At 65.1% G+C, this 19,643-nt stretch carries 15 protein-coding genes; 7 read left to right on the plus strand and 8 right to left on the minus strand.

Annotation, left to right across the window (positions count from 1 at the left end):
• The first annotated feature begins 1 nt into the window (after nt 1).
• The 3 genes from AC3RCG_RS24270 (at nt 2) to AC3RCG_RS24280 (ending at nt 4,507) form a co-directional block, all read left to right on the plus strand.
• The gene (locus AC3RCG_RS24270; RefSeq protein WP_492401736.1) at nt 2-3,115 is read left to right on the plus strand and encodes an efflux RND transporter permease subunit; all 3,114 of its coding nucleotides are present in this window, start codon (nt 2-4) and stop codon (nt 3,113-3,115) included.
• Between the two features lie 361 nt (nt 3,116-3,476).
• Entirely contained in the window at nt 3,477-4,196 is a 720-nt protein-coding gene (locus tag AC3RCG_RS24275; protein WP_216350415.1) for an MgtC/SapB family protein, read from the plus strand.
• Nucleotides 4,196-4,507 carry a hypothetical protein gene (locus tag AC3RCG_RS24280; RefSeq protein ID WP_141749999.1) on the plus strand — a complete coding sequence of 104 codons (312 nt, stop codon included), beginning with the start codon at nt 4,196-4,198 and terminating at the stop codon, nt 4,505-4,507. Before AC3RCG_RS24275 ends, AC3RCG_RS24280 begins: the two co-directional genes overlap by 1 nt.
• Here the strand turns inward: AC3RCG_RS24280 and AC3RCG_RS24285 are convergent.
• A complete protein-coding gene (locus AC3RCG_RS24285; protein WP_205602421.1) occupies nt 4,499-5,896 on the minus strand; it encodes a sensor histidine kinase in 1,398 nt (465 codons plus the stop codon). The two genes, AC3RCG_RS24280 and AC3RCG_RS24285, sit on opposite strands and share 9 nt — an antisense overlap.
• Nucleotides 5,889-6,569: a response regulator transcription factor gene (locus AC3RCG_RS24290; protein WP_070287908.1), complete on the minus strand. Its 681-nt coding sequence runs from the start codon at nt 6,567-6,569 to the stop codon at nt 5,889-5,891. The genes AC3RCG_RS24285 and AC3RCG_RS24290 overlap by 8 nt, the downstream gene beginning before the upstream one ends.
• Nucleotides 6,570-6,807: 238 nt before the next feature.
• Between AC3RCG_RS24290 and AC3RCG_RS24295 the strand changes: the two genes are divergently transcribed.
• Genes AC3RCG_RS24295 through AC3RCG_RS24305 form a run of 3 tightly spaced genes read left to right on the plus strand, consistent with a single transcriptional unit; the run spans nt 6,808 to nt 12,302 of the window.
• Nucleotides 6,808-7,941, plus strand: coding sequence for an efflux RND transporter periplasmic adaptor subunit (locus AC3RCG_RS24295; protein WP_121670399.1), 1,134 nt, complete (start codon nt 6,808-6,810; stop codon nt 7,939-7,941).
• Entirely contained in the window at nt 7,934-11,038 is a 3,105-nt protein-coding gene (locus AC3RCG_RS24300) for an efflux RND transporter permease subunit (RefSeq protein WP_492401733.1), read from the plus strand. Before AC3RCG_RS24295 ends, AC3RCG_RS24300 begins: the two co-directional genes overlap by 8 nt.
• Entirely contained in the window at nt 11,025-12,302 is a 1,278-nt protein-coding gene (locus AC3RCG_RS24305; protein ID WP_492401731.1) for a TolC family protein, read from the plus strand. The genes AC3RCG_RS24300 and AC3RCG_RS24305 overlap by 14 nt, the downstream gene beginning before the upstream one ends.
• 66 nt (nt 12,303-12,368) lie before the next feature.
• Here AC3RCG_RS24305 and AC3RCG_RS24310 read toward each other — a convergent pair whose 3' ends face one another.
• From AC3RCG_RS24310 to AC3RCG_RS24335, 6 genes are all read right to left on the minus strand, one after another.
• Nucleotides 12,369-12,575, minus strand: a complete 207-nt coding sequence (locus tag AC3RCG_RS24310) for a hypothetical protein (protein ID WP_070223057.1) — start codon at nt 12,573-12,575, stop codon at nt 12,369-12,371.
• Between the two features lie 80 nt (nt 12,576-12,655).
• Nucleotides 12,656-13,573 (minus strand): site-specific tyrosine recombinase XerD, encoded by a 918-nt coding sequence (gene xerD, locus AC3RCG_RS24315; RefSeq protein WP_409027886.1) that lies wholly within the window; start codon nt 13,571-13,573, stop codon nt 12,656-12,658.
• On the minus strand, nt 13,570-14,070 hold the full coding sequence (locus AC3RCG_RS24320) for a methylated-DNA--[protein]-cysteine S-methyltransferase (RefSeq protein WP_492401729.1): 501 nt from the start codon (nt 14,068-14,070) through the stop codon (nt 13,570-13,572). Before AC3RCG_RS24320 ends, xerD begins: the two co-directional genes overlap by 4 nt.
• 425 nt (nt 14,071-14,495) lie before the next feature.
• Complete coding sequence (locus AC3RCG_RS24325; protein WP_070223052.1) at nt 14,496-15,776, minus strand: TRAP transporter large permease; 1,281 nt, start codon at nt 15,774-15,776, stop codon at nt 14,496-14,498.
• Nucleotides 15,773-16,345, minus strand: coding sequence for a TRAP transporter small permease (locus tag AC3RCG_RS24330; protein ID WP_099409695.1), 573 nt, complete (start codon nt 16,343-16,345; stop codon nt 15,773-15,775). The genes AC3RCG_RS24325 and AC3RCG_RS24330 overlap by 4 nt, the downstream gene beginning before the upstream one ends.
• A 118-nt stretch (nt 16,346-16,463) precedes the next feature.
• Entirely contained in the window at nt 16,464-17,456 is a 993-nt protein-coding gene (locus tag AC3RCG_RS24335; RefSeq protein ID WP_492402061.1) for a TRAP transporter substrate-binding protein, read from the minus strand.
• Nucleotides 17,457-17,592: 136 nt separating this feature from the next.
• Between AC3RCG_RS24335 and AC3RCG_RS24340 the strand changes: the two genes are divergently transcribed.
• Nucleotides 17,593-19,617, plus strand: coding sequence for a sensor histidine kinase (locus AC3RCG_RS24340; RefSeq protein WP_492401727.1), 2,025 nt, complete (start codon nt 17,593-17,595; stop codon nt 19,615-19,617).
• The last annotated feature ends 26 nt before the right edge of the window (nt 19,618-19,643 follow it).

Here is a 19,643-nt window from a genome sequence, read left to right on the forward strand (position 1 = left end):
CATGTGGATGACCAAAGTCAGCATTCAAAACCCCGTCTTCGCCACCATGGTCATGGTGGCGCTGGTGGTGCTGGGCATCTTCTCCTACCGTGGCCTGGGCGTGGAGAGCATGCCCAGCGTGCAGTTCCCGTTCGCCGCCATTGAAGTGAACTACCCGGGCGCCTCGCCCGAAGCCGTGGAAAACGACATCACGCGCCCCATCGAGGACGCCGTCAACACCGTCAGCGGCATCAAGACCATCCGCGCCAATTCGTGGGAAGGACGCGCCGGCGTCTACCTGGAATTCGAGCTGTCGACGAACATGGACAAGGCCATGCAGGACTTGCGCGACAAGGTCGCCCTGGTGCGGCCGCGCTTCCCGAAGGAAGCCAAGGACCCGTTCATCGCGCGCGCCGAGGGCGACAACGAACGCCCCATCGCCACCATCGTGCTCACATCCACCGGACATGACCTGCGCTCGCTGTCGACCATGACGGAGCAGATCATCAGCAAGCGCTTCCAGGGCGTGGCCGGCGTGGGCCAAGTCAAGCTGCGCGGCCTGCGCGCGCGCCAGATCCTCATCAGCATGAAGCCGATCGAACTCAATGCCCAGGGCATCGGCGTCGATGAAGTGATCCGCGCGATCCAGGCGACGAATACCAATTTGCCGGCCGGTTCCATCAGCCATGGCGCGGCCGAACAGCTGGTGCGCGTGGAAGGCAAGATCAAGGATGCGCGCGAATTCGGCAAGATCATCGTGGCGCGCCGCGCCATCGGTCCCGTCTACCTGGACCAGGTGGCCACCGTCGTCGACGGCGAGCAGGAAGAACTGTCGATTTCGCGCATGAACGGCCAGCAAGCCGTGACCATGGAAATCACCAAGGTGCAGGACGCCAACGTGGTCGAAGTGGGTACCGGCATCCTGAAAGTGGCGGCGGACCTGCAAAAGAGCCTGCCGCCCGATATCACGCTGCGCGTGCTCGATGACGAATCCGAGCGCGTTCAAAGCCAGCTCAATAACGTCAAGCGCACCATCATCGAAGGCGCCGTGCTGACCATGGTGATCGTCTTCCTGTTCCTGCACTCGTGGCGCTCGACCATCATCACGGGATTGACCCTGCCGATCTCCGTGCTGGCCAGCTTCATCGCCATGAAGGCCTTCGGCTTCACGCTGAACTTTTTGACCCTGATGGCGCTGTCCCTGTGCATCGGCCTGCTGATCGACGACGCCATCGTGGTGCGCGAAAACATCGTGCGCCACCTGGGCATGGGCAAGAACCACTACCAGGCGGCCAACGACGGCACCAATGAAATCGGCCTGGCCGTAATGGCCACCACGTTCGCCATCGTCGCCGTGTTCGTGCCCGTCGCCTTCATGGACGGCATCATCGGCCGCTTCTTCCTGCAGTTCGGCATCACCGTGGCCGTCGCCGTGCTCGTTTCCCTGTTCGTCAGCTTCACGCTCGACCCCATGCTGTCGTCCGTCTGGCGCGATCCCGCCAAGGACCGCTTCAAGTATGCGCCGTGGCTGGGCCGCTTCATGGCCTGGATCGAGACGGGCATCGACCGCCTGCACGTCTGGTACGGCAAGGTGCTGGCAGTCGCTTTGCGCTGGCGCAAGACCACGCTGGCCACGGCCGTGGCGCTGTTCGCGGCCAGCCTGATGCTCGTGCCCATGATCGGCGGCGAGATGTTCCCGGAAACGGACCAGGGCTGGGTGAACCTGCGCTTCAAGACGCCCGTCGGCTCCAGCCTCGAATACACGGATTCCAAGGTGCGCCAGATCGAAACGGCCTTGAAGGAATTTCCCGAGATCGACAGCCTGGTGGCCAATATCGGCACGCCCGATGGGCGCAACACGGCCGAGGTGAACCTGAAGCTGACGGACATCAAGACACACAAGCGCCGCTCGCAGCAGGAACTGGAAAAACTGATCCGCGAACGCCTGGCGCCGATCGCCGGCATCACCCTGTCCGTCGGCCAGCGTCCCATCTTCATCGCCATCCTCGGCACGGACGAAGGCAAGCTCGATGCCGTGGCGCACACCCTGATGGACAAGATGCGCAACATCAAGGGCCTGGCCGACATGGAATACAGCCAGGAAGGCGCCAATCCGTCGACCACCGTGAAGATCAATAACGAACTGGCCAGCGACCTGGGATTGTCGGTGCAGCAGATCGGCAATGCCTTGCGGCCGTTCGTGGCGGGCGACACGGTCAGCCACTGGCTGGCGTCCGACGGGCAAAACTACGACGTCAACGTGCAGCTGCCCAAATCGGGCCGGCAAAAGGTGGCCGACCTGGCCGACCTGTCGCTCGCGTCGAGCAAGCTCGATGCGAATGGCAAGCCGATCATGATTCCGCTGCGCCAGGTGGTCGACTTCGTGCCGTCCTCGAGTCCGCAGGTACTGAAACGCCAGGCCTTGCAGCGCCGGGTCGCCATCTATGCGGGCGTGCAGGGCCGCCCTGCCGGCGACGTCGACGCCGACGTGCAGAAGGCCATCAAGTCCATCGACCTGCCGCCGGGCGTGCGCTTCGACGTGGCCGGCAATGCGCAGCAGATGGCCGAAACCATGGGCGGCGCGATGATGGCGCTGGGGATCGCCGTGATCTTCATCTACCTGGTGCTGGCCTCGCAGTTCGGCAGCTTCCTGCAGCCGATCGCCATCATGGTGTCCTTGCCGCTGTCCCTGATCGGCGTGCTGGCCGCGCTGCTGATCACGGGCAGCACCCTGAACATCTTCTCCGTGATCGGCTTCATCATGCTCATGGGCTTAGTGACGAAGAACGCGATTCTGCTGGTCGACTTCACCAACCAGCGCCAGCGCGAAGGCCTGGGGCAGTTCGAGGCACTGATGGAAGCGGGGCAAGTGCGTCTGCGTCCCATCCTGATGACGACCCTGGCGATGGTGTTCGGCATGCTGCCGATGGCCATCGGCATGGGCGACGGCGGCGAATCGCAGGCCCCGATGGGCCGGGCCGTCATCGGCGGCGTCATCACCTCGACCCTGTTGACCCTGGTGGTGGTGCCCGTCGCCTACACCTATCTCGACAGCCTGGGCAAGCGCGCCGCGCGCTTTTTCGGCGGCGGCGAGCATGCCGAATCCGCCGATGATAGCAAAGCACACGCCCACTGATTGACCGGTCGCCTTCACCGTCCCCGCATTGGCGGGGACGACGCGGCGGCTTCCTGAAGAGAGCTTCAGTTGACCAAAGCGGCCCCACTGGCTAGACTGTCCCCGTTATCAATGATATGGAGTGACTCGTGGGTGCTTGTTCCAGTGACAGTAGTCGATTGACCATCGGCGATCGGCCTTAGGCAAGACGCGCGCATTCCGCCCGCCCTGCCCTCGGCAAGGTGCGGTTTTACCAGCGGCGGTACTCTCTCGCCGCCACTTCCCCCCCATCGTTCCACCGTAATCGTCTGCTGCCCCCTTGCGGGCGGATTGTCTTCGCCCTTGCACTCGCCTGTTCCTCCCCAGCCGGGAGAAACTGATGGTGGTATTTGACTTTGCGCTGCGCGTTGCCGCGGCATTGACCCTGGGCGCCATGATCGGCGCCGAACGCCAGCTGCGCCAGCGCATGGCAGGGCTGCGCACGAATGCGCTGGTGTCCGTCGGCGCCTCGCTGTTCGTGATGGTTTCCGTGCTCGAAGGCGATGCCTCCGGCCATATGCGCATCGCCGCGCAGGTGGTGTCGGGCATCGGCTTTCTCGGTGCCGGCGTCATCATGCGCGAAGGCATGACGGTGCGCGGCCTGAACACGGCCGCCACCCTGTGGTGCTCGGCCGCCATCGGCATCCTGTGCGGCCTGGGGTTTGCCCTGGAAGCGGCCATCGGCACGGGCTTCGTGCTGATCGCCAACCTGGTGCTGCGCCACCTGGCGCAACGCATCAACGCGCACGGCAGCGAAGCGGGCATCGAGACGGAAAGCATCTATCGCGTGACGGCCGTGTGCGAGGCGGAGCAGGAAGTGCAGGTGCGCAAGCTGATGCTGCGCTTGATCAGCGGCATGCCGGCGCTGATGCTGCAATCCTTGCACAGCGAGGATGCGGCGCAGGCCGGGCGCATCGAAGTGCGCGCCGACCTGCTGACGCCCCTGTCCAGCCTGGGATTGCTGGAGCAGATCGTCAGCCAGGTCAGCCTGGAAGGCAGCGTCTCGGCCGTGCGCTGGGCGCTCGTGAACAACGCGGAATTTGTCGCCGAGCGGGGAGTGTGATGATGAAAAAATTCTTTCATTGGTTTGCCCGGCGCGGTCCCGTCATGGCCACCTACCGCCTGACCGTCACCTGCCCCGCGGCACAAGCCGACCACGTGGTGCGCCTGCTGCTGGCCGAACTCAAAGGCGCGGGCCTGGCGCCGTCGCAGATGCTGCGCAGCTGGGACGAAGCCCGGCAAGTGGTGCGGCTGATCGCCACGGTGCTGTGCCAGGCCGTGCAGCGCGCCGTGCTGGTGCGCTTCGTCAACCGCGCGGGCGCCTGGCCGCAAGTGCGGCAGGTGCGCTGGGAAGGCGTCGCCCCCTCAGCTTGACGCGGGCAGGCGCATGAGGAACAGCGCGCCGCCTTGCGGGCGGTTGCGCGCCTCGATGCTGCCGCCGTACGCGTGCACGATCGCTTGCGACAGGGCCAGGCCCAGGCCGAAGCCGGGCGCCTCGCCCGCGCGCGCCTGGGCGCCACGGTAAAAGCGCTCGAACAGATGCGGCAAGTCTTCCACGCCGATGCCCGGTCCCGCGTCCGCCACGCCGACGAGTGCATGTTCACCCTCGCGCGCCACGTGCACGCTGATGACACTATCGGGTGGCGAAAACTTCACGGCATTATCGAGCAGATTGGCCAGCACCAGGTCCACGGGGCCGGCCGCCACGCGCGCGTGCACGGCCACACTGTCATCGAAGACGATGCGGATGCCGCGCTGCGCTGCCGGCTTTTCCAGCCGCTGCGCGGCCGCCCGCACGAGCGGATTGAGCGCGATGGTTTCCACGGCATTGCGCTCCTGCCCCACGTCCAGGCGCGTGAGCATCAGCAGTTCTTCCACCAGGGTCGTCAGGCGCTGCACTTCATCGAGGCAGGACGCCAGCGCGTCCACATACTCGGGCGCTTCGCGCGGACGGCGCAGGGTAATTTCGATTTCCGTGCGCAGGCGCGACAGGGGCGAGCGCAGTTCGTGCGAAGCATCGGCCGTGAAGCGGCGCTGCGCATCGTAGCCGTGTTCCAGGCGGTCCAGCATGGCGTTCAGGGTATCGACCAGGCGGCCGATCTCGTCCTGCGTGCCGGGATGGGGCAGGCGCTGGTGCAGGCTGGCCTCGCCGATCGAATGCGCCTGGTCGACCACGTCGTCGATGGCGCCCAGCACGCGGCGCGTGAGCATTTCGCCGGCCAGGCCCACGGCCGCCAGCAAGGCCAGCGCCATGGCGCCAAACAGCACGGTGGCCGCGGCCAGCACGTGATTCGTGTCGTCGAGCGAACCGGCCACCTGCACCGCCAGGCGCGCGCCGGACGAGGGCACGGGAATCGAGACCATGCGCAGCGGCTCTTCGCCAAACTTGGGCAGGGTTTCGAAGACGGTCTCGCCGGCCGCCAGGCGCGCCAGCAGGGCGGGCGGCGCCGGCAGCTGCGCCGCCTCCAGGTTGCGGCTGCGCGCCAGCACGCGGCCTTCGCCATCGATGATCTGCACCAGGCGGTCCAGCCGCGTCAACGACGGCGGCGCCAGTCCCGGCGCCACCTCGTGCACCTGCACGGGCTGGCGCGGCGCGGCCGGCAGCATGGCCATTTCCGTCTCGGCCAGCGCCAGCAGGGCCGCATCGAGCTGGCCATGCACGGCGCGCGACAAGCCCCAGTAGCCGGCCAGCGCCGTGCAGGCGACGATGGCGAGGATGACGGCCAGGTGCACCAGCAGCAATCGCTTGCGAAAGCTAGCCACCATGGTTTTCCGCCAGGCGGAAGCCGCGTCCGCGCACCGTGTGGATCAGGGGCGGCAAGCCCGGCGCATCGACCTTGCCCCGCAAATTGCGCACGTGGACGTCGATCAGGTTGTCGATACCGATCAGGTCCGCCTGCCAGATCTGCTCGGCCAGGCGCGCGCGGCTGACCACCTCGCCCGCCTGGCGCAGCAGGATCAGCAGAATCGCATATTCCTTGGGCGTGAGCACCAGCGGCGCGCCGGCCCGCGTGGCCTGGTGGCTGACGGGATCGAGCGTCAGGTCGGCCAGCGCCAGCACCAGCGGGCGGCTGATGTCGGAGCGGCGCAGCAAGGCGCGGATGCGCGCCAGCAGCTCCTCGAATTCGAACGGCTTGGTCAGGTAATCGTCGGCGCCCGTGTTCAGGCCCGCCACCCGGTCGGCCGTGGCATCGCGCGCCGTGAGCATCAGCACGGGCGTCTGGATGCCGCGCGCGCGCAAATCGCGGCAAAAATCGATGCCCTGCTTGCCCGGCAACATCCAGTCCAGCACGATCGCGTCGTAGTCGACGGCGTAGCTTTCGTCTTCGCCCTCTTCCGCGCTGTGCGCCACGTCGACGACAAAGCCTTCTTCCTGCAAGCCACGGGCCAGCAGGCGCGCCGCCTTGCGGTCGTCTTCCACCAGGAGGATTCTCATGCCTGCCTTTCCCATTGTGCTGTGTTTTCCCGCATTTTCCATCCTTGCATTTTACCGCGCCACACCGCGCGCGCACGCAACCTGAAGAATGATTCAGGCGTTCTTGGGCGCTTCTTCAGGAGCACATTGCTATGCTTTTCCGGCGCTGTCATACCGCTGCCCGCGCTCCCCTCTGACCGCCCGCCTGGGCACGGCATCCACGCATGCCCCATCACCATCAATAACAAGGAAACACGGGATGAACACGACCACCCGCAACGCCCTGGGCGCCAGCTGCGCCCTCGCTCTCGCCTGCTCGGCCCTGGCCGGCTGCGCCAAACCGACGGCGGCAGCCACGCCGCCCGTCCAATCGATGCATCTGGACGACGGCAGCATCGCCGTCGACAGGATGTCGCCGCTGCGCCAGCGCCTGCAGATCGCCGCCGTGCAGGAACAGGAGATCGCCACGCAGACGGAGGCACCGGGCAGCATCGAAGCGATGCCGGAAAAACTGGTGAAGATCACGCCGCCCCTGGCCGGGCGCATCACGCGCTTGCAGCGCGCCCTGGGCGACAGCGTGAAGGCGGGCGACCCGCTGTTCACGCTCGACTCGGCGGAACTCAGTGCTGCCTACGCGGACGACAGCAAGGCGAAGTCCGCCCTGCTGCAGGCGCGCCAGGAACTGGAGCGCCAGAAAACGCTGTTCGAGGCGGAAATCGCCGCGCGCAAGGAGTATGAGGCGGCCCAGGCGGCCTTTGCGCAGGCGGGCAGCGACGCGCAGGCCAGCGCCGACAAGCTGGCCCAGTACGGCGCCGGCGCGCGCGGCACACGCGGCACCCGCCGCGACTACGTGCTGCGTTCGCCCATCGCCGGCACCGTGATCGCCATGGAAGGCGCCCAGGGCGGCTACTGGAACGATATCAACGCGCCCGTCATGACGGTGGCGGATCTCTCCACCGTGTGGCTGTCGGCCAACGTGGCCGAAAGGGACCTGGCGCAGGTGGCCGTGGGCCAGACGGCCCGCATCACCGTCGACGCCTGGCCCGGCAAGGCTTTCGAGGGCAAGGTCGCGTATGTGGGCGCCGTGCTCGATCCCGAGACGCGCACGGTGAAAGTGCGCGTGGCCATCGACAACCGCGCCGGCACCTTCAAGCCCGGCATGTTTGCCCACGCGGGGTTCGCCGGCGCCAGCCGCCGCGCCCTCCTCGTGCCCGCGGCCGCCGTGCTGCAAAGCGGGCCATCGACGCGCGTGATGGTCGAGCGCAGCCCGCTGGTATTTACGCCGCGCACGGTGGAAGTGGGCGCCAGCCATGGAGAACAGGTGGAAATCCTCGCCGGCCTGAAAGCGGGCGAACGCATCGTCGTCAAGGAAGGAGTGCTGCTCAATGATTGACCGTTTCATCGCCACCTGCTGCCAGCGGCGCGGCATCGTCTGGCTGGTGCTGCTGTTCGTCGCCGTCTACGGCGTCTACTGCTGGAAGCAGCTGCCCATCGAAGCCTATCCCGACATCGCCGACGTCACTTCGCAGATCGTCACGCAGGTGCCGGGCCTGGGCGCCGAGGAAATCGAACAGCAGATCACCATCCCGCTCGAGCGCGCCCTGCTCGGCACGCCCGGCATGCACGTGCTGCGCACGCGCAGCCTGTTCGCGCTGTCGCTGATCACCGTGGTGTTCGAGGATGGCAGCGACGGCTACTTCACGCGCGAACGGTTGCAGGAGCGCCTGGCCAGCGTGAACCTGCCGTACGACGCCAAGCCGGGACTCGATCCCTACACCTCGCCCACGGGCGAAATCTACCGCTACACGCTGGAATCGAAAACGCGCTCCCTGCGCGAACTGTCCGAGCTGCAGTTCTGGACCGTGATCCCGCGCCTGCAGCAAGTGCGCGGCGTGGCCGACGTCAGCAATTTCGGCGGCCTGACGACGCAGTTCATGCTGGAACTCGATCCCGCAAAACTGGACAGCTACGGCTTCTCGCTGGCGCAGGTGAAGGACGCCATCAATGCCAATAACCTCAGCGGCGGCGGCAGCGTGATCGACCGCGGCCAGCAATCGTACGTGGTGCGCGGCGTGGGCCTGCTGCATTCGCTCGACGACATGGGCAATGTCGTCGTCAGCAGCAAGGACGGCGTGCCCGTGCTGGTGAGGGACCTGGGCAAGCTCGCTTACGGCAACGTGGAGCGGCGCGGCATCCTGGGCAAGGACGACAACCCCGACACCATCGAAGGCATCACCCTGTTGCTGAAGGATTTCAACCCGTCCGAGGCGCTGGCCGGCATCCATGCGGCCGTCGATGACCTGAACGCCAACGTGCTGCCGAAGGACGTCAAGGTCGTGCCCTACCTGGACCGCAGCTCGCTGATCGACGCCACCCTGCACACGGTGGGATTTACCTTGGGCGAAGGCATGCTGCTCGTCGCCCTCGTGCTGCTGCTGTATCTGGGCAGCCCGCGCGCGGCCGCCATCGTCGCGCTGACGATCCCGCTGGCCCTGCTGATCGCCTTTATCTTCATGCACCACTTTAAGATTCCCGCCAATTTGCTGTCCTTGGGAGCGATCGACTTCGGCATCCTCGTCGACGGTTCCGTGGTGGTGCTGGAAAACATGCTGCGCCGCCGCGAACGGGAGCAGGACCGTCCCCTGACCCTGCAGGACGCCATCGAGGCGACCCTGCAGGTGGCGCGGCCCATCATGTTCGGCATGGCCGTCATCATCGCCGCCTACCTGCCCCTGTTCGCCTTCCAGCGCATCGAGTACAAGCTGTTCTCACCGATGGCGTATGCGGTGGGCGCGGCGCTGGCGGGCGCGCTGGTGGTGGCGCTGGTGCTGATCCCTGGCCTGGCCTGGCTGGCCCTGCGCAAGCCGCGCCGCACCTTCCATAACCGCGCGCTGGACAAGCTGGCGTCCGCGTACGGGCGCTTCCTCGAACGCATGGTGGGCAAGAAGCGCTGGGTGGCGATGGTGTGCGCAGGATCGCTCGCAGCGCTTGCCATCCTGGGCGGCAGCATCGGCCGCGATTTTTTACCCTACCTCGATGAGGGTTCGCTGTGGCTGCAAGTGCAGATGCCGCCCGGGATCACCCTGGACAAGGCGTCGGAGATGGCCAGCGAACTGCGCCGCGCCGCGCTGGAATTCCCGGAAGTGTCGACCATCGTCACGCAGACGGGACGCAACGACGACGGCACCGATTACTGGACGCCGTCGCACATCGAGGCAAGCGTGGGACTGCATCCGTATAAAAGCTGGAAGTCGGGCATGAGCAAGCAGCAGCTGATCGCGAAAATGAACGCACGCTTCGCGCGCATGCCCGGCGTCACAGTCGCCTTCATGCAGCCGATGATCGATGGCGTGCAGGACAAATTGTCGGGCGCGCACAGCGACCTGACGGTGAAAATCTTCGGCAACGACCTCGATGAGGTGCGCGCCATCGCCGGCAAGGTGGCCAACGTACTGAAAACCGTCCCCGGTGCCTCCGACGTGGCCGTGGACGTGGAGCCGCCGCTGCCCAACCTGAAGGTGGAACTGGACCGCGCGAAGGCGGCCCGCTACGGCATCAATGCGGCCGACGTGGCCGACCTGATTGCCACCGGCATCGGCGGCGCGCCCATCGGCCAGGTCTACGTGGGCGAGAAAAGCTATGACATCGCCGTGCGCTTCCCGCCCGCCACGCGTTCCAGCCCGGACGCCATCGCCAGCCTGAAGCTCACGGCCGCCAACGGTGCCAGGGTGCCACTGGCGCAGGTGGCCACCATCAGCACCACCTCGGGCGAAAGCGTGATCGTGCGCGAAATGGGGCGGCGCCACATCATCGTGCGCCTCAATGCCCGCGGACGCGACCTGGCCGGCTTCCTGGCCGAAGCGCGCCCGCTGGTGGCGCAAGCCGTGGCCAACGAGCACCAGCGCATCAGCGTCGAGTGGGGCGGCCAGTTTGAAAACCTGCAGCGCGCGCAAAGCCGCCTGGCCCTGATCCTGCCGATGACCCTGGGCGCCATGTTCCTGCTGCTGTTTGGCCAGTTCCGCAACCTGCGCCAGCCCGCGCTGGTCTTGCTGGCCGTGCCGCTGGCCATGCTGGGCGGCCTGGCCGCGCTGCACCTGCGCGGCATGACCCTGAACGTGTCGAGCGCCGTCGGCTTCATCGCCCTGTTCGGCGTGGCCGTGCTCAATGCCGTGCTGATGCTGGCGCAGATCAACCGCTTGCGCGCGGACGAAGGCATGAGCTTGCGCGACGCCGTGCTGGGTGGCGCGCGCGACCGCATGCGCCCCGTGCTGATGACGGCCACCGTGGCCGCCCTGGGCCTGACGCCGGCCATGCTGGCCACGGGCCTGGGCAGCGACGTGCAGCGCCCGCTGGCCACCGTCGTGGTGGGCGGGCTGGTGACGGCGACGGCGCTGACCCTGCTGCTGTTGCCGGCCCTGTATTACCTGATCGAGGCGTATGTACAACAACGCCGGACCGATACCGAAGGAGTGAACCATGACACGTTTTAATGTATTGCTGGCGGCCTGGCTGATCGCCCCCTGCGCCAGCGCCGCCCCGTTGACCTTCGAGACCTATTTGTCCGCCGTGGAAAGCCACAGCCTGGAATTGCAGGCGCAGCAGGAAGACATCGTCTCGGCCAAGGCCGGCATCGGCATCGCCGGCCTGCGTCCCGATCCCGAATTCACCCTGGGCGCCACGCGCGAGACCGTGCGCAGCATCGAACACCGCCCAATTACATGGAATCCGGCCATCAGCATGGCCATCGAGACGGGCGGCAAGCGCGCCGCGCGCTTGAAGGCGGCGCACAGCCATGTCGCGCTGGCCGAGGAAACGGTGGCCGGCTTCAAAAGCGAACTGTATGGCACGGCCGCCGCCGCGTTCACGGAAGCGTGCCGCACGCGCGAGGTCCTCGCGCGCAAGGAGCAGACCATGGCGGCCCTGTCGAAAGTCGTCGACGCGAATGCCGTGCGGCGCAAGGCGGGCGACGTGGGCGGCATCGAGCTGCTGCAGTCGCGCGTGGAACGCGACCAGTTCCAGGCCGAGCTGGCGCAGGCGCGCAGCGAGGCGGACAGCGCCATGTTGAATTTGTCGCCCCCCTTGGGCCGCCGGTTCGACAGCCTGTTTCCGGACGCGCAGCTGGCCTGCGACTTCGCCGCGTATGCCGACCAGGATGCCAGCACCCTGGTGCCGCAGGCGCTCGCGGCGCGCAGCGACGTGCGCATCGCCCGCGCCACCGTGGACAATCTGCGCGACGGCGCGGCACTCGTGCGCGCCAACCGCTCGGTCGACCCGACCGTCACCGTGGGCCTGGCCGCCGCGCGCGGCTACCGTGACGGCGTTGACGCCAGCGGCAATCCCGTCGACGGGTCGCCACGCTCGCGCGCCTTGAGCGTATCGCTGGCCATCCCCATCCCCCTGTCGCGGCGCGACAAGGGCGACGTCGTGCAGGCGGAAGCGGGCGTGACGCAAGCGATGCTGGCCCTGCGCCAGGCGGAACTGGCGGCGGAAACGCAGGTGCGCACGGCGCAGCGGCAGCTGCGTGCGGCGCAGGACAGGCTGGCGCGCTACCGCGACGGCGTGCTGGTCGATGCGCAAAAGGTGGTCGACGGCATGCGCCTGTCCTACTTCAGTGGCAATGCCTCGCTGCTGGAATGGCTGGCGGCGCAGCGTTCGGCCGATGAGGCGTATCAGGGTTATGTGCAGGCGCGCGCCGATGCGGCCATCGCCAGCACGCAGCTGCAACTGGCGATCGGCCAGCGGCCGCGCTTGTAGCGGGGGAAGGAAAAACGCGGGGAGACCGGCGCGGCCATGCCGCACCGGTCGTCAGAAACAGGGGAATTACTGCGGCTGGGCAGGAGCGTCGCCAGCGGCGGCTGGATCAGCGTCGACGTCTGCGTCGTCCGCTTCCGGCTCATCGCCCTCGCTGCCATCGGCCGGCTTCGGATTGTTTTTCGCTTCCAGCTTGCGCCTGGCTTTTTCCTCGGCTTTCTTCTTCTTTTCCAGCTCTTTTTGCCGTTTTTCGTATTGGAAATTTGTCTTGGCCATTTACTACCTCTTTAGTTTTTAGATGTTACAGATAAGCATATAAGGCACATTATGACGTAGTTGGAGCAAACTCCAAATGTTTAGCCTCGCGGATGATGCTGCGCGTGCAGCAGTTTCAGCCGTTCACGGGCCACATGCGTGTAAATCTGCGTGGTGGAAATATCGGAGTGCCCCAGTAACAATTGCACAACACGCAAGTCCGCACCGTGGTTCAGCAAATGCGTGGCGAACGCGTGGCGCAAGGTATGCGGCGACAGCGGCGCCGTGATGCCCGCGTTCAGCGCGTGTTTCTTGATGATGACCCAGAACATTTGCCGCGTCATGGCGCCGCCGCGCCGCGTGACGAACAGCGCGTCGTCCATCTGCCCGTCGAGGATGACGCCGCGCGCCTCCTTCAGGTAGCGCTCGATCCACAGCCGCGCCTGTTCGCCGAACGGCACCAGCCGCGTCTTGCTGCCCTTGCCCGTGATGCGCAGCACGCCATCGTTCAGGCTCAGTTCCACGGATTGCAAGTCCACCAGTTCCGACACGCGCAAGCCGCTGGCGTACATGAGTTCGAGCATGGTGCGCTCGCGCAAGCCCAGTGGCGTGCTCACGTCGGGCGCCGCCAGCAACGCTTCCACCTGCGCTTCGCTCAAGGTATGCACGAAGCGCGCCGGCTGCTTGGCCGACACCATCTTCAGGCATGGGTCGGCCGCGATATGCTTGTGCCGCAAGGCCAGCTGGTAAAAACGCTTGAGCACAGAGAGGCGCCGGTTCGACGACGTCGGCTTGCTTTCGTCGTGGCGGGCGGCGAAATACGCCTCGATGTCGGCCGTGGATACCTCGTACAGGCCCTCGCGCCCGGGCCGCGCCACTTCCAGCCAGCGGGCGAACAGCCGCATGTCGCGCCGGTAGGCATCGAGCGAGTTTTTCGACAGGCCGTCTTCCAGCCACAGGCTGTCGCAGAATTCATCGATCAGGGTGGCGTTGTCGGGCGCCAGCAGACTGTTCATCATCGGTAAGCTTCCACGCCTTCATGCGCCAGCAGCCAGCGCTTGACGCCCAGGTGGAAGCCGGTCGCATCGTCATGGTGGGCAAAGCCGCCCAGGCCGCCGGCGGCCGTCACGCGGTGGCAGGGGATCACCACGGGAAACCAATTGGCGCCGCAGGCCTGGCCCACGGCGCGCGGCGCCGAACCGATCAGGCGCGCCACGTCGCCATACGTGCGCACCTGGCCGCGCGGGATACCGGCGATCGCCGCCCATACCCGTTGCTGGTAAGCGCTGCCCAGGCCCGCCAGCGGCAGGTCGAACGGCGCATCGGGGTCGAGGAAATAGCGCGCCAGTTGTTCGCACGCCCGCTCGGAGACGGCATCCTGCGCGTCTTTCTCGGCAAAGTGCGGCGGCAGGTAGACCAATTCGCATACTTGGCCGTCCTGCGCGCGCACGCCCATGGCGCCAAACGGCGCGGCCACGATGGCGCTGAACAGTTCACTGCCCTGTTGTTTTTTCATCTGCTGATCATTATTCAAGTGTGGCATATATGCAACTTGCCGGCGCCGGAAACCGCGCCACAGGAATTATGCACCGACTTTGGGCGTGCCGGCAGACGTTTCCTGCGCACGAAAAAAAAGCGCACCAGCCGGTGCGCTTCAAATATTGCTTCACGTTCCCGGTCGTTTGGGTCCGCCGGTGCCGGCTTGTGGCCGCAGACAGCTATGACTCAACAACTTCTGTGAAACGTGTGTCTCCTCAATATATCCCCGGTATCAATACCGTTTTTATAGACCACTCCCCCACTAACCTTGTTGCCAATTCTGTATTTCAGCCTTGCTACCGGGGCGCATATGCATATACGTGTTTCCCCTTAAGGCTGCCCATCATAGCGCATTTGTTCGGCAGGATCGACTTTTTTTGCACCATGAAGGGGACAACTGTTTTAGTTGTAAATTAAATTTGGCAACCACAGCGAGATTTGTGGTACGTAGGTAATCAAGCCCAGGAAGGCCAGCATCGTCAGCAGCCATGGCATCACGGCCACGGTCAGCTCCGAGATGCCCATCTTGGTAATGCCGGACGCCACGTACAGGTTCAAGCCCACGGGCGGATGGCACATGCCCACTTCCATGTTGACCACGATCAGGATGCCGAAGTGCACAGGATCGATGCCCAGCTTCATGGCGACAGGGAACAGGATCGGCGCCATGATCAGCACGATGGACGACGGTTCCATGACGTTACCAGCCAACAACAGCAGTACGTTGACCACCAGCAAGAAGCTGATCACGCCCAGGCCCTTGCCCGTGATCCATTCGGCCATCGCCTGCGGGATGTTTTCGCTGGTCATCAGGAACGAGAACAGCACGGCATTGGTGATGATGTACAACAGCATCGCCGACATGGCGGCCGAATCGAGCAAGACCTTGCCCACTTGCTTGATCTTCAAGTCCTTGTAGACGAAGACGGCGATGATGAAGGCGTACACGGCAGCCATGGCGGCCGCTTCCGTCGGCGTAAACGCGCCCGAATAGATGCCGCCCATGACGATGACGATCAGCAGCAGGCCCCAGGCGCTCTTCTTGAACGTGACGAAGCGCTCGCCCCAGCTGGCCTTCTGCATGCGCGGATAGTTGTGCTTGCGCGCCAAAAACCACGTGGTCAGGCCCAGCAGCATGGCCAGCATCATGCCGGGAATCACGCCCGCCATGAACAGCTTGCCCACGGACGTGTTCGTGCTGACGGAATACATCACCATCACGATAGAGGGCGGGATCAGAATGCCCAGCGCGCCCGAAGTCGTGATGACGCCGGCGCCGAAACCGCGCGGATAGCCCTGCTTGACCATGGCCGGCAGGATGATGGAGCCGATCGCCACGACGGTGGCGGGGCTCGAGCCGGAGACGGCCGCAAACAGCGCGCACGCCATCACGCCGGCCAGCGCCAGGCCGCCATGCCAGTGGCCGACCATGGAGCTGGCGAAATTGATCATGCGCCGCGCCACCCCGCCATGCGTGAGGAAGTTTCCCGCCAAAATGAAGAACGGGATGGCCATGATTTCGAACTTCTCGATACCCGTGAAGATCTTCAGGGCCACCGATTCGATGGGCACGCTGGTCATGGTGAACAGGAACGTCAATACCGTCAGGCCCAGCGAGATGGAGATCGGCATGCCGGTCAGCATCAGCGCCAGCAGCAGCACAAAAATAATCAGCGCGTTCATGCCTTGGCTCCTTTTTCTTCTGCCGTCAGTTCATCTTCCAGGCCCTCGACGTGCGAGTGGTCGTGTTTTGGCAAGGCGCCCGTCTTGATGAAATGCACCATCACCTGCAGGAAGCGGAAGCACATCAGATAGGAACCGAGCGGCACGGCCAGGTAGACCAGCCACATCGGCACTTCCATGTCGGCCGAGGTCTGGTCCGTGTGGCCGATCGACCACACGAAGCTGGCGCCAAGTGTCCCGACGATGCCCGTAAACAGGGCGCCGGCGGCCAGGCCGAAGACGATGAAGCGGTCGCGCCAGCGGGGGTTCATGCGGTTGATCAGGACGTCGACGCCCACGTGGATGCCCGTGCGCACGCCATACGCGGCGCCGAACTTGGCCATCCAGACGAACATGTAGATGCACAGTTCCTGGGCCCAGCTGGTGTTGATTTGAATCAGGAAGTCTTGCAGGCCCGGAATCGGCAAGCCTGCCAGGTAGCGGTGCACGACCGCGACGAAGATGATGAAGGTGGCCGCGCCCATCAGGGTCGCGATCAGCCACTCTTCCAGGTGATCCAGAAATTTCATGGTGGACTTTCAAAGAATGCGGGTGCACGCACTCCCGCGCAGGACGCGCGGGAGTCGTTCAAACGGACTGGCAGGGATGCCCTGCCTGCCGCGCCAGGCGGCGCGGCGCGCTCAATGCTTACTTCGCGCTTTCCTTGTTGATGGCCGAGATCAGATCCTTGCCGATGCGCCCTTCCATGGCCTTCTGCACGGGCGCCAGCGCCTTGCGCCACTCGGCCTGTTCCTGCACCGTCAGCGTGTAGATCTGCGTCTTGCCCGCTTTCTTGATGGCCTCGAGGGCCTGGTCGTTGTCGCGCTGGGCAATGGCTTTTTCAAACGTGGTCGCCTCGCGCATGGCTTTTTCCAGCTGCGTGCGGATATCGGGCGGCAAGCCGTCCCAGAATTTCTTGTTGACGATGACGGCATAGCCCAGGTAGCCGTGGTTGGACACGGTCACGTGCTTTTGCACTTCATGCATCTTTTGCGTGTACATATTCGATGGCGGATTTTCCGTGCCGTCGACCACGCCCGTCTGCAGCGCCTGATACACTTCCGAGAAGGCCAGCACTTGCGGGTTGGCGCCCAGCGCGCGCATTTGCGCGTCAAGCACCTTCGACGACTGGATGCGCATTTTCAGGCCCTTGAAGTCGGCCGGGGTATGCAGCGGCTTGTTGGCCGACATCACCTTGAAGCCATTGTCCCAGTAGGCCAGGCCCGTGATACCCTTGGGCTCAAGCTTTTTCAGCAGGCTCTTGCCGATTTCGCCTTCGGTGACGTTGTACAGCGCCGTCTTGGTGGGGAAGATGTAGGGTAGGTCGAACGCTTCGAATTCCTTCACGCCCAGCGGGCCGAACTTGGCCAGCGACGGCGCCAGCATCTGTACGGCGCCCAGCTGCAGCGCTTCGAGTTCTTCCTTGTCCTTGTACAGCTGGCTGTTCGGGTACAGTTCGACCTTGACCTTGCCATTCGTGGCTTTTTCGGCCAGTTGCTTGAAGCGTTCTGCGGCCTGGCCTTTCGGCGTGTCCGTCGCCACGACGTGGCTGAACTTGATGACGATGGGGGCTTGCGCGTAAGCGTGGACGCCGGCGGTGGCGCCGATGGCCGCGCACAGCGCGACGAACATGGTTTTCATCTGCATTTTTGTCTCCTGAATGGTTTTTAGAAAAACTTTATTATTTGTCTACTTGGATATTGTGCCAAAGAAACTGCCTCGGCTATTGTGGTTAACCACAATAGCCGGTTCCCGATAAGCCGCTACCCTGCCAGCCATGCCGACTCCCCCCACCCTTGCGCGCCGCTTCAAGCTATCGAGTCCGATGCGCTGGCTGCTGCCCGTCATCCTGCTGCTGCTGTTCCTGTCCATCCTGTTCTGGCTGCCCTGGCAGGCACGCCAGATGGAAAGCAACGAGCGCCAGGAGCAGCTGATCGCCGATACGCTGTGGGTGGAACAGACCATCCGCTTCCAGCTGGCGCGCAACGAGGAAAGCCTGTTCAACCTGGGCGTGGACATCGCCAGCGGCTCCCTGTCGGCGGAAAAAGTGCACGAACGGCTGCAGCAGATGCTGCGCAATGGCCGCGAATTGCAGCGCGTGCTGTGGCTCGACACGAGCGGCAAGGTACTGGCCACCAGCGACAACAAGCTGCCGCACGCCCTGTCGTTTGCGCCGGCCTCGCTGATGGCGGCCGACAATGCGCGCCGCCTGCACCGGGGCCAATACGCCCAGCCTTCGCAGCAGACGGGCTTTCCCGACGCGCCGCCGGGCGCCATGCTGATGGATTACCACCAGCCCCTGTTCGATGGCCAGCGCTACGTGGGCAGCCTGGTGGCCACCTATCAGATCAGCAGCCTGCTCGATGAAATGGTGCCGTGGTGGTTCGCCCAGGATAACCAGATTTCGCTGATCGACCGCGACGACAAGGTGCTGGCGCGGCGCGCCGCCGCCGGTCCCGGCCACGGCGTGTACACGCACAAGCGCGCGCTCGACGTGCCTGGCGCCACCATCACCCTGTTTACCGACAGCGTGAAAAGCCAGCCCAAGCTGCTGCCCAATCTGCTGGTCGGCTCCGTCATCGCCCTGTCGCTGGGTTTGCTGTGGAGCTTGCTGGCCCTGTGGCGGCATATTTCGCGCCGCCTGGTGGCCGAGGGCGCGCTGCGCCAGCAGATGCTGTTCCGCACGGCGATGGAAAACTCGCTGGTGACGGGCATGCGCGCGCGCGACCTGGAAGGAAGGGTCACCTACGTGAATCCCGCGTTTTGCCAGATCGTCGGCTATCCGCCCGAGGAAATCCTGGGCCGTCTGCCGCCCATGCCCTACTGGGTGCCCGAAGCGCTGGAGGAATACCAGCAGCGCTTCGTCAAGGCCCTGGCCGGCAATCCCACGCCGCAGTTCGAAACCTATTTCCAGCGCCCGGACGGCACGCGCGTGCCCGTGCTGATCTTCGAAGCGCCGCTGGTGGACAAGAACGGCCAGCAGACGGGCTGGATGGGTTCCGTGCTCGACATCTCGGACCGCAAGCGGGTCGAGGAGCTCAATCGCCAGCAGCAGGAAAAACTGCAAACGAGCTCGCGCCTGGCCACCATGGGCGAGCTGGCGTCGATGCTGGCGCATGAACTGAACCAGCCGCTGGCGGCCATTTCCAGCTACACGACAGGGGCCTTGAATTTGATCCGCCGCGCCATCGAGCATGACGCCCCCGTCGATCCGGGCACCCTGAAGCCGGCGCTGGAACAGGCCAGCGCGCAGGCGCAGCGGGCCGGCCAGATCATCCGCAGCGTGCACGATTTCGTGCGCAAGAGCGAACCGCAGCGCCAGGATATCGCCCTGCGCACCCTGATCGACGGCATCCGCGCGCTGATCGACCTGCAGGCGCGCAAATACTATGTCACCATCCAGGAAGAGCTGCCGCCGGACCTGCCGCTGCTGCGCGCCGACCCCGTGATGATCGAGCAAGTGCTGCTGAACCTGACGCGCAACGCCATCGAGGCCATGCAGGATGCGGCGCCCGGACGGCGTATCATGCGTCTGCGGGCCAGCCACGACGCGCAGCAAGGCATGGTGACGGTGGACGTGATCGACCATGGCCACGGCATCCCGGTGGACGTGGCCGAGCGGCTGTTTTCGCCGTTTTTCTCGACCAAGTCCGAAGGCATGGGCATGGGCCTGAACATCTGCCGCACCGCCATCGAATTTCACGGCGGCGCGCTGACCTTCGGCGCCAACCCCGCTGGCGGTACCATCTTTACCTTCAGCGTGCCGGCCGCGCCGCGCGCCGCATCAGGCAATAACGCATAACGAATAACCGACAAGCCGGAGACACC

Source organism: Janthinobacterium sp. GW823-FHT01H08 (assembly GCF_058797855.1).

What these genes read in the sequence shown, in the direction of transcription:
- AC3RCG_RS24290 (WP_070287908.1), bottom strand. Translation starts at nt 6,569, where the DNA reads ATGAGAATCCTCCTGGTGGAAGACGACCGCAAGGCGGCGCGCCTGCTG.
- AC3RCG_RS24280 (WP_141749999.1), top strand. Translation starts at nt 4,196, where the DNA reads ATGATGAAAAAATTCTTTCATTGGTTTGCCCGGCGCGGTCCCGTCATG.
- AC3RCG_RS24305 (WP_492401731.1), top strand. Translation starts at nt 11,025, where the DNA reads ATGACACGTTTTAATGTATTGCTGGCGGCCTGGCTGATCGCCCCCTGC.
- AC3RCG_RS24325 (WP_070223052.1), bottom strand. Translation starts at nt 15,776, where the DNA reads ATGAACGCGCTGATTATTTTTGTGCTGCTGCTGGCGCTGATGCTGACC.
- AC3RCG_RS24300 (WP_492401733.1), top strand. Translation starts at nt 7,934, where the DNA reads ATGATTGACCGTTTCATCGCCACCTGCTGCCAGCGGCGCGGCATCGTC.
- xerD (WP_409027886.1), bottom strand. Translation starts at nt 13,573, where the DNA reads ATGATGAACAGTCTGCTGGCGCCCGACAACGCCACCCTGATCGATGAA.
- AC3RCG_RS24310 (WP_070223057.1), bottom strand. Translation starts at nt 12,575, where the DNA reads ATGGCCAAGACAAATTTCCAATACGAAAAACGGCAAAAAGAGCTGGAA.
- AC3RCG_RS24320 (WP_492401729.1), bottom strand. Translation starts at nt 14,070, where the DNA reads ATGAAAAAACAACAGGGCAGTGAACTGTTCAGCGCCATCGTGGCCGCG.
- AC3RCG_RS24270 (WP_492401736.1), top strand. Translation starts at nt 2, where the DNA reads ATGTGGATGACCAAAGTCAGCATTCAAAACCCCGTCTTCGCCACCATG.
- AC3RCG_RS24335 (WP_492402061.1), bottom strand. Translation starts at nt 17,456, where the DNA reads ATGAAAACCATGTTCGTCGCGCTGTGCGCGGCCATCGGCGCCACCGCC.
- AC3RCG_RS24330 (WP_099409695.1), bottom strand. Translation starts at nt 16,345, where the DNA reads ATGAAATTTCTGGATCACCTGGAAGAGTGGCTGATCGCGACCCTGATG.
- AC3RCG_RS24340 (WP_492401727.1), top strand. Translation starts at nt 17,593, where the DNA reads ATGCCGACTCCCCCCACCCTTGCGCGCCGCTTCAAGCTATCGAGTCCG.
- AC3RCG_RS24295 (WP_121670399.1), top strand. Translation starts at nt 6,808, where the DNA reads ATGAACACGACCACCCGCAACGCCCTGGGCGCCAGCTGCGCCCTCGCT.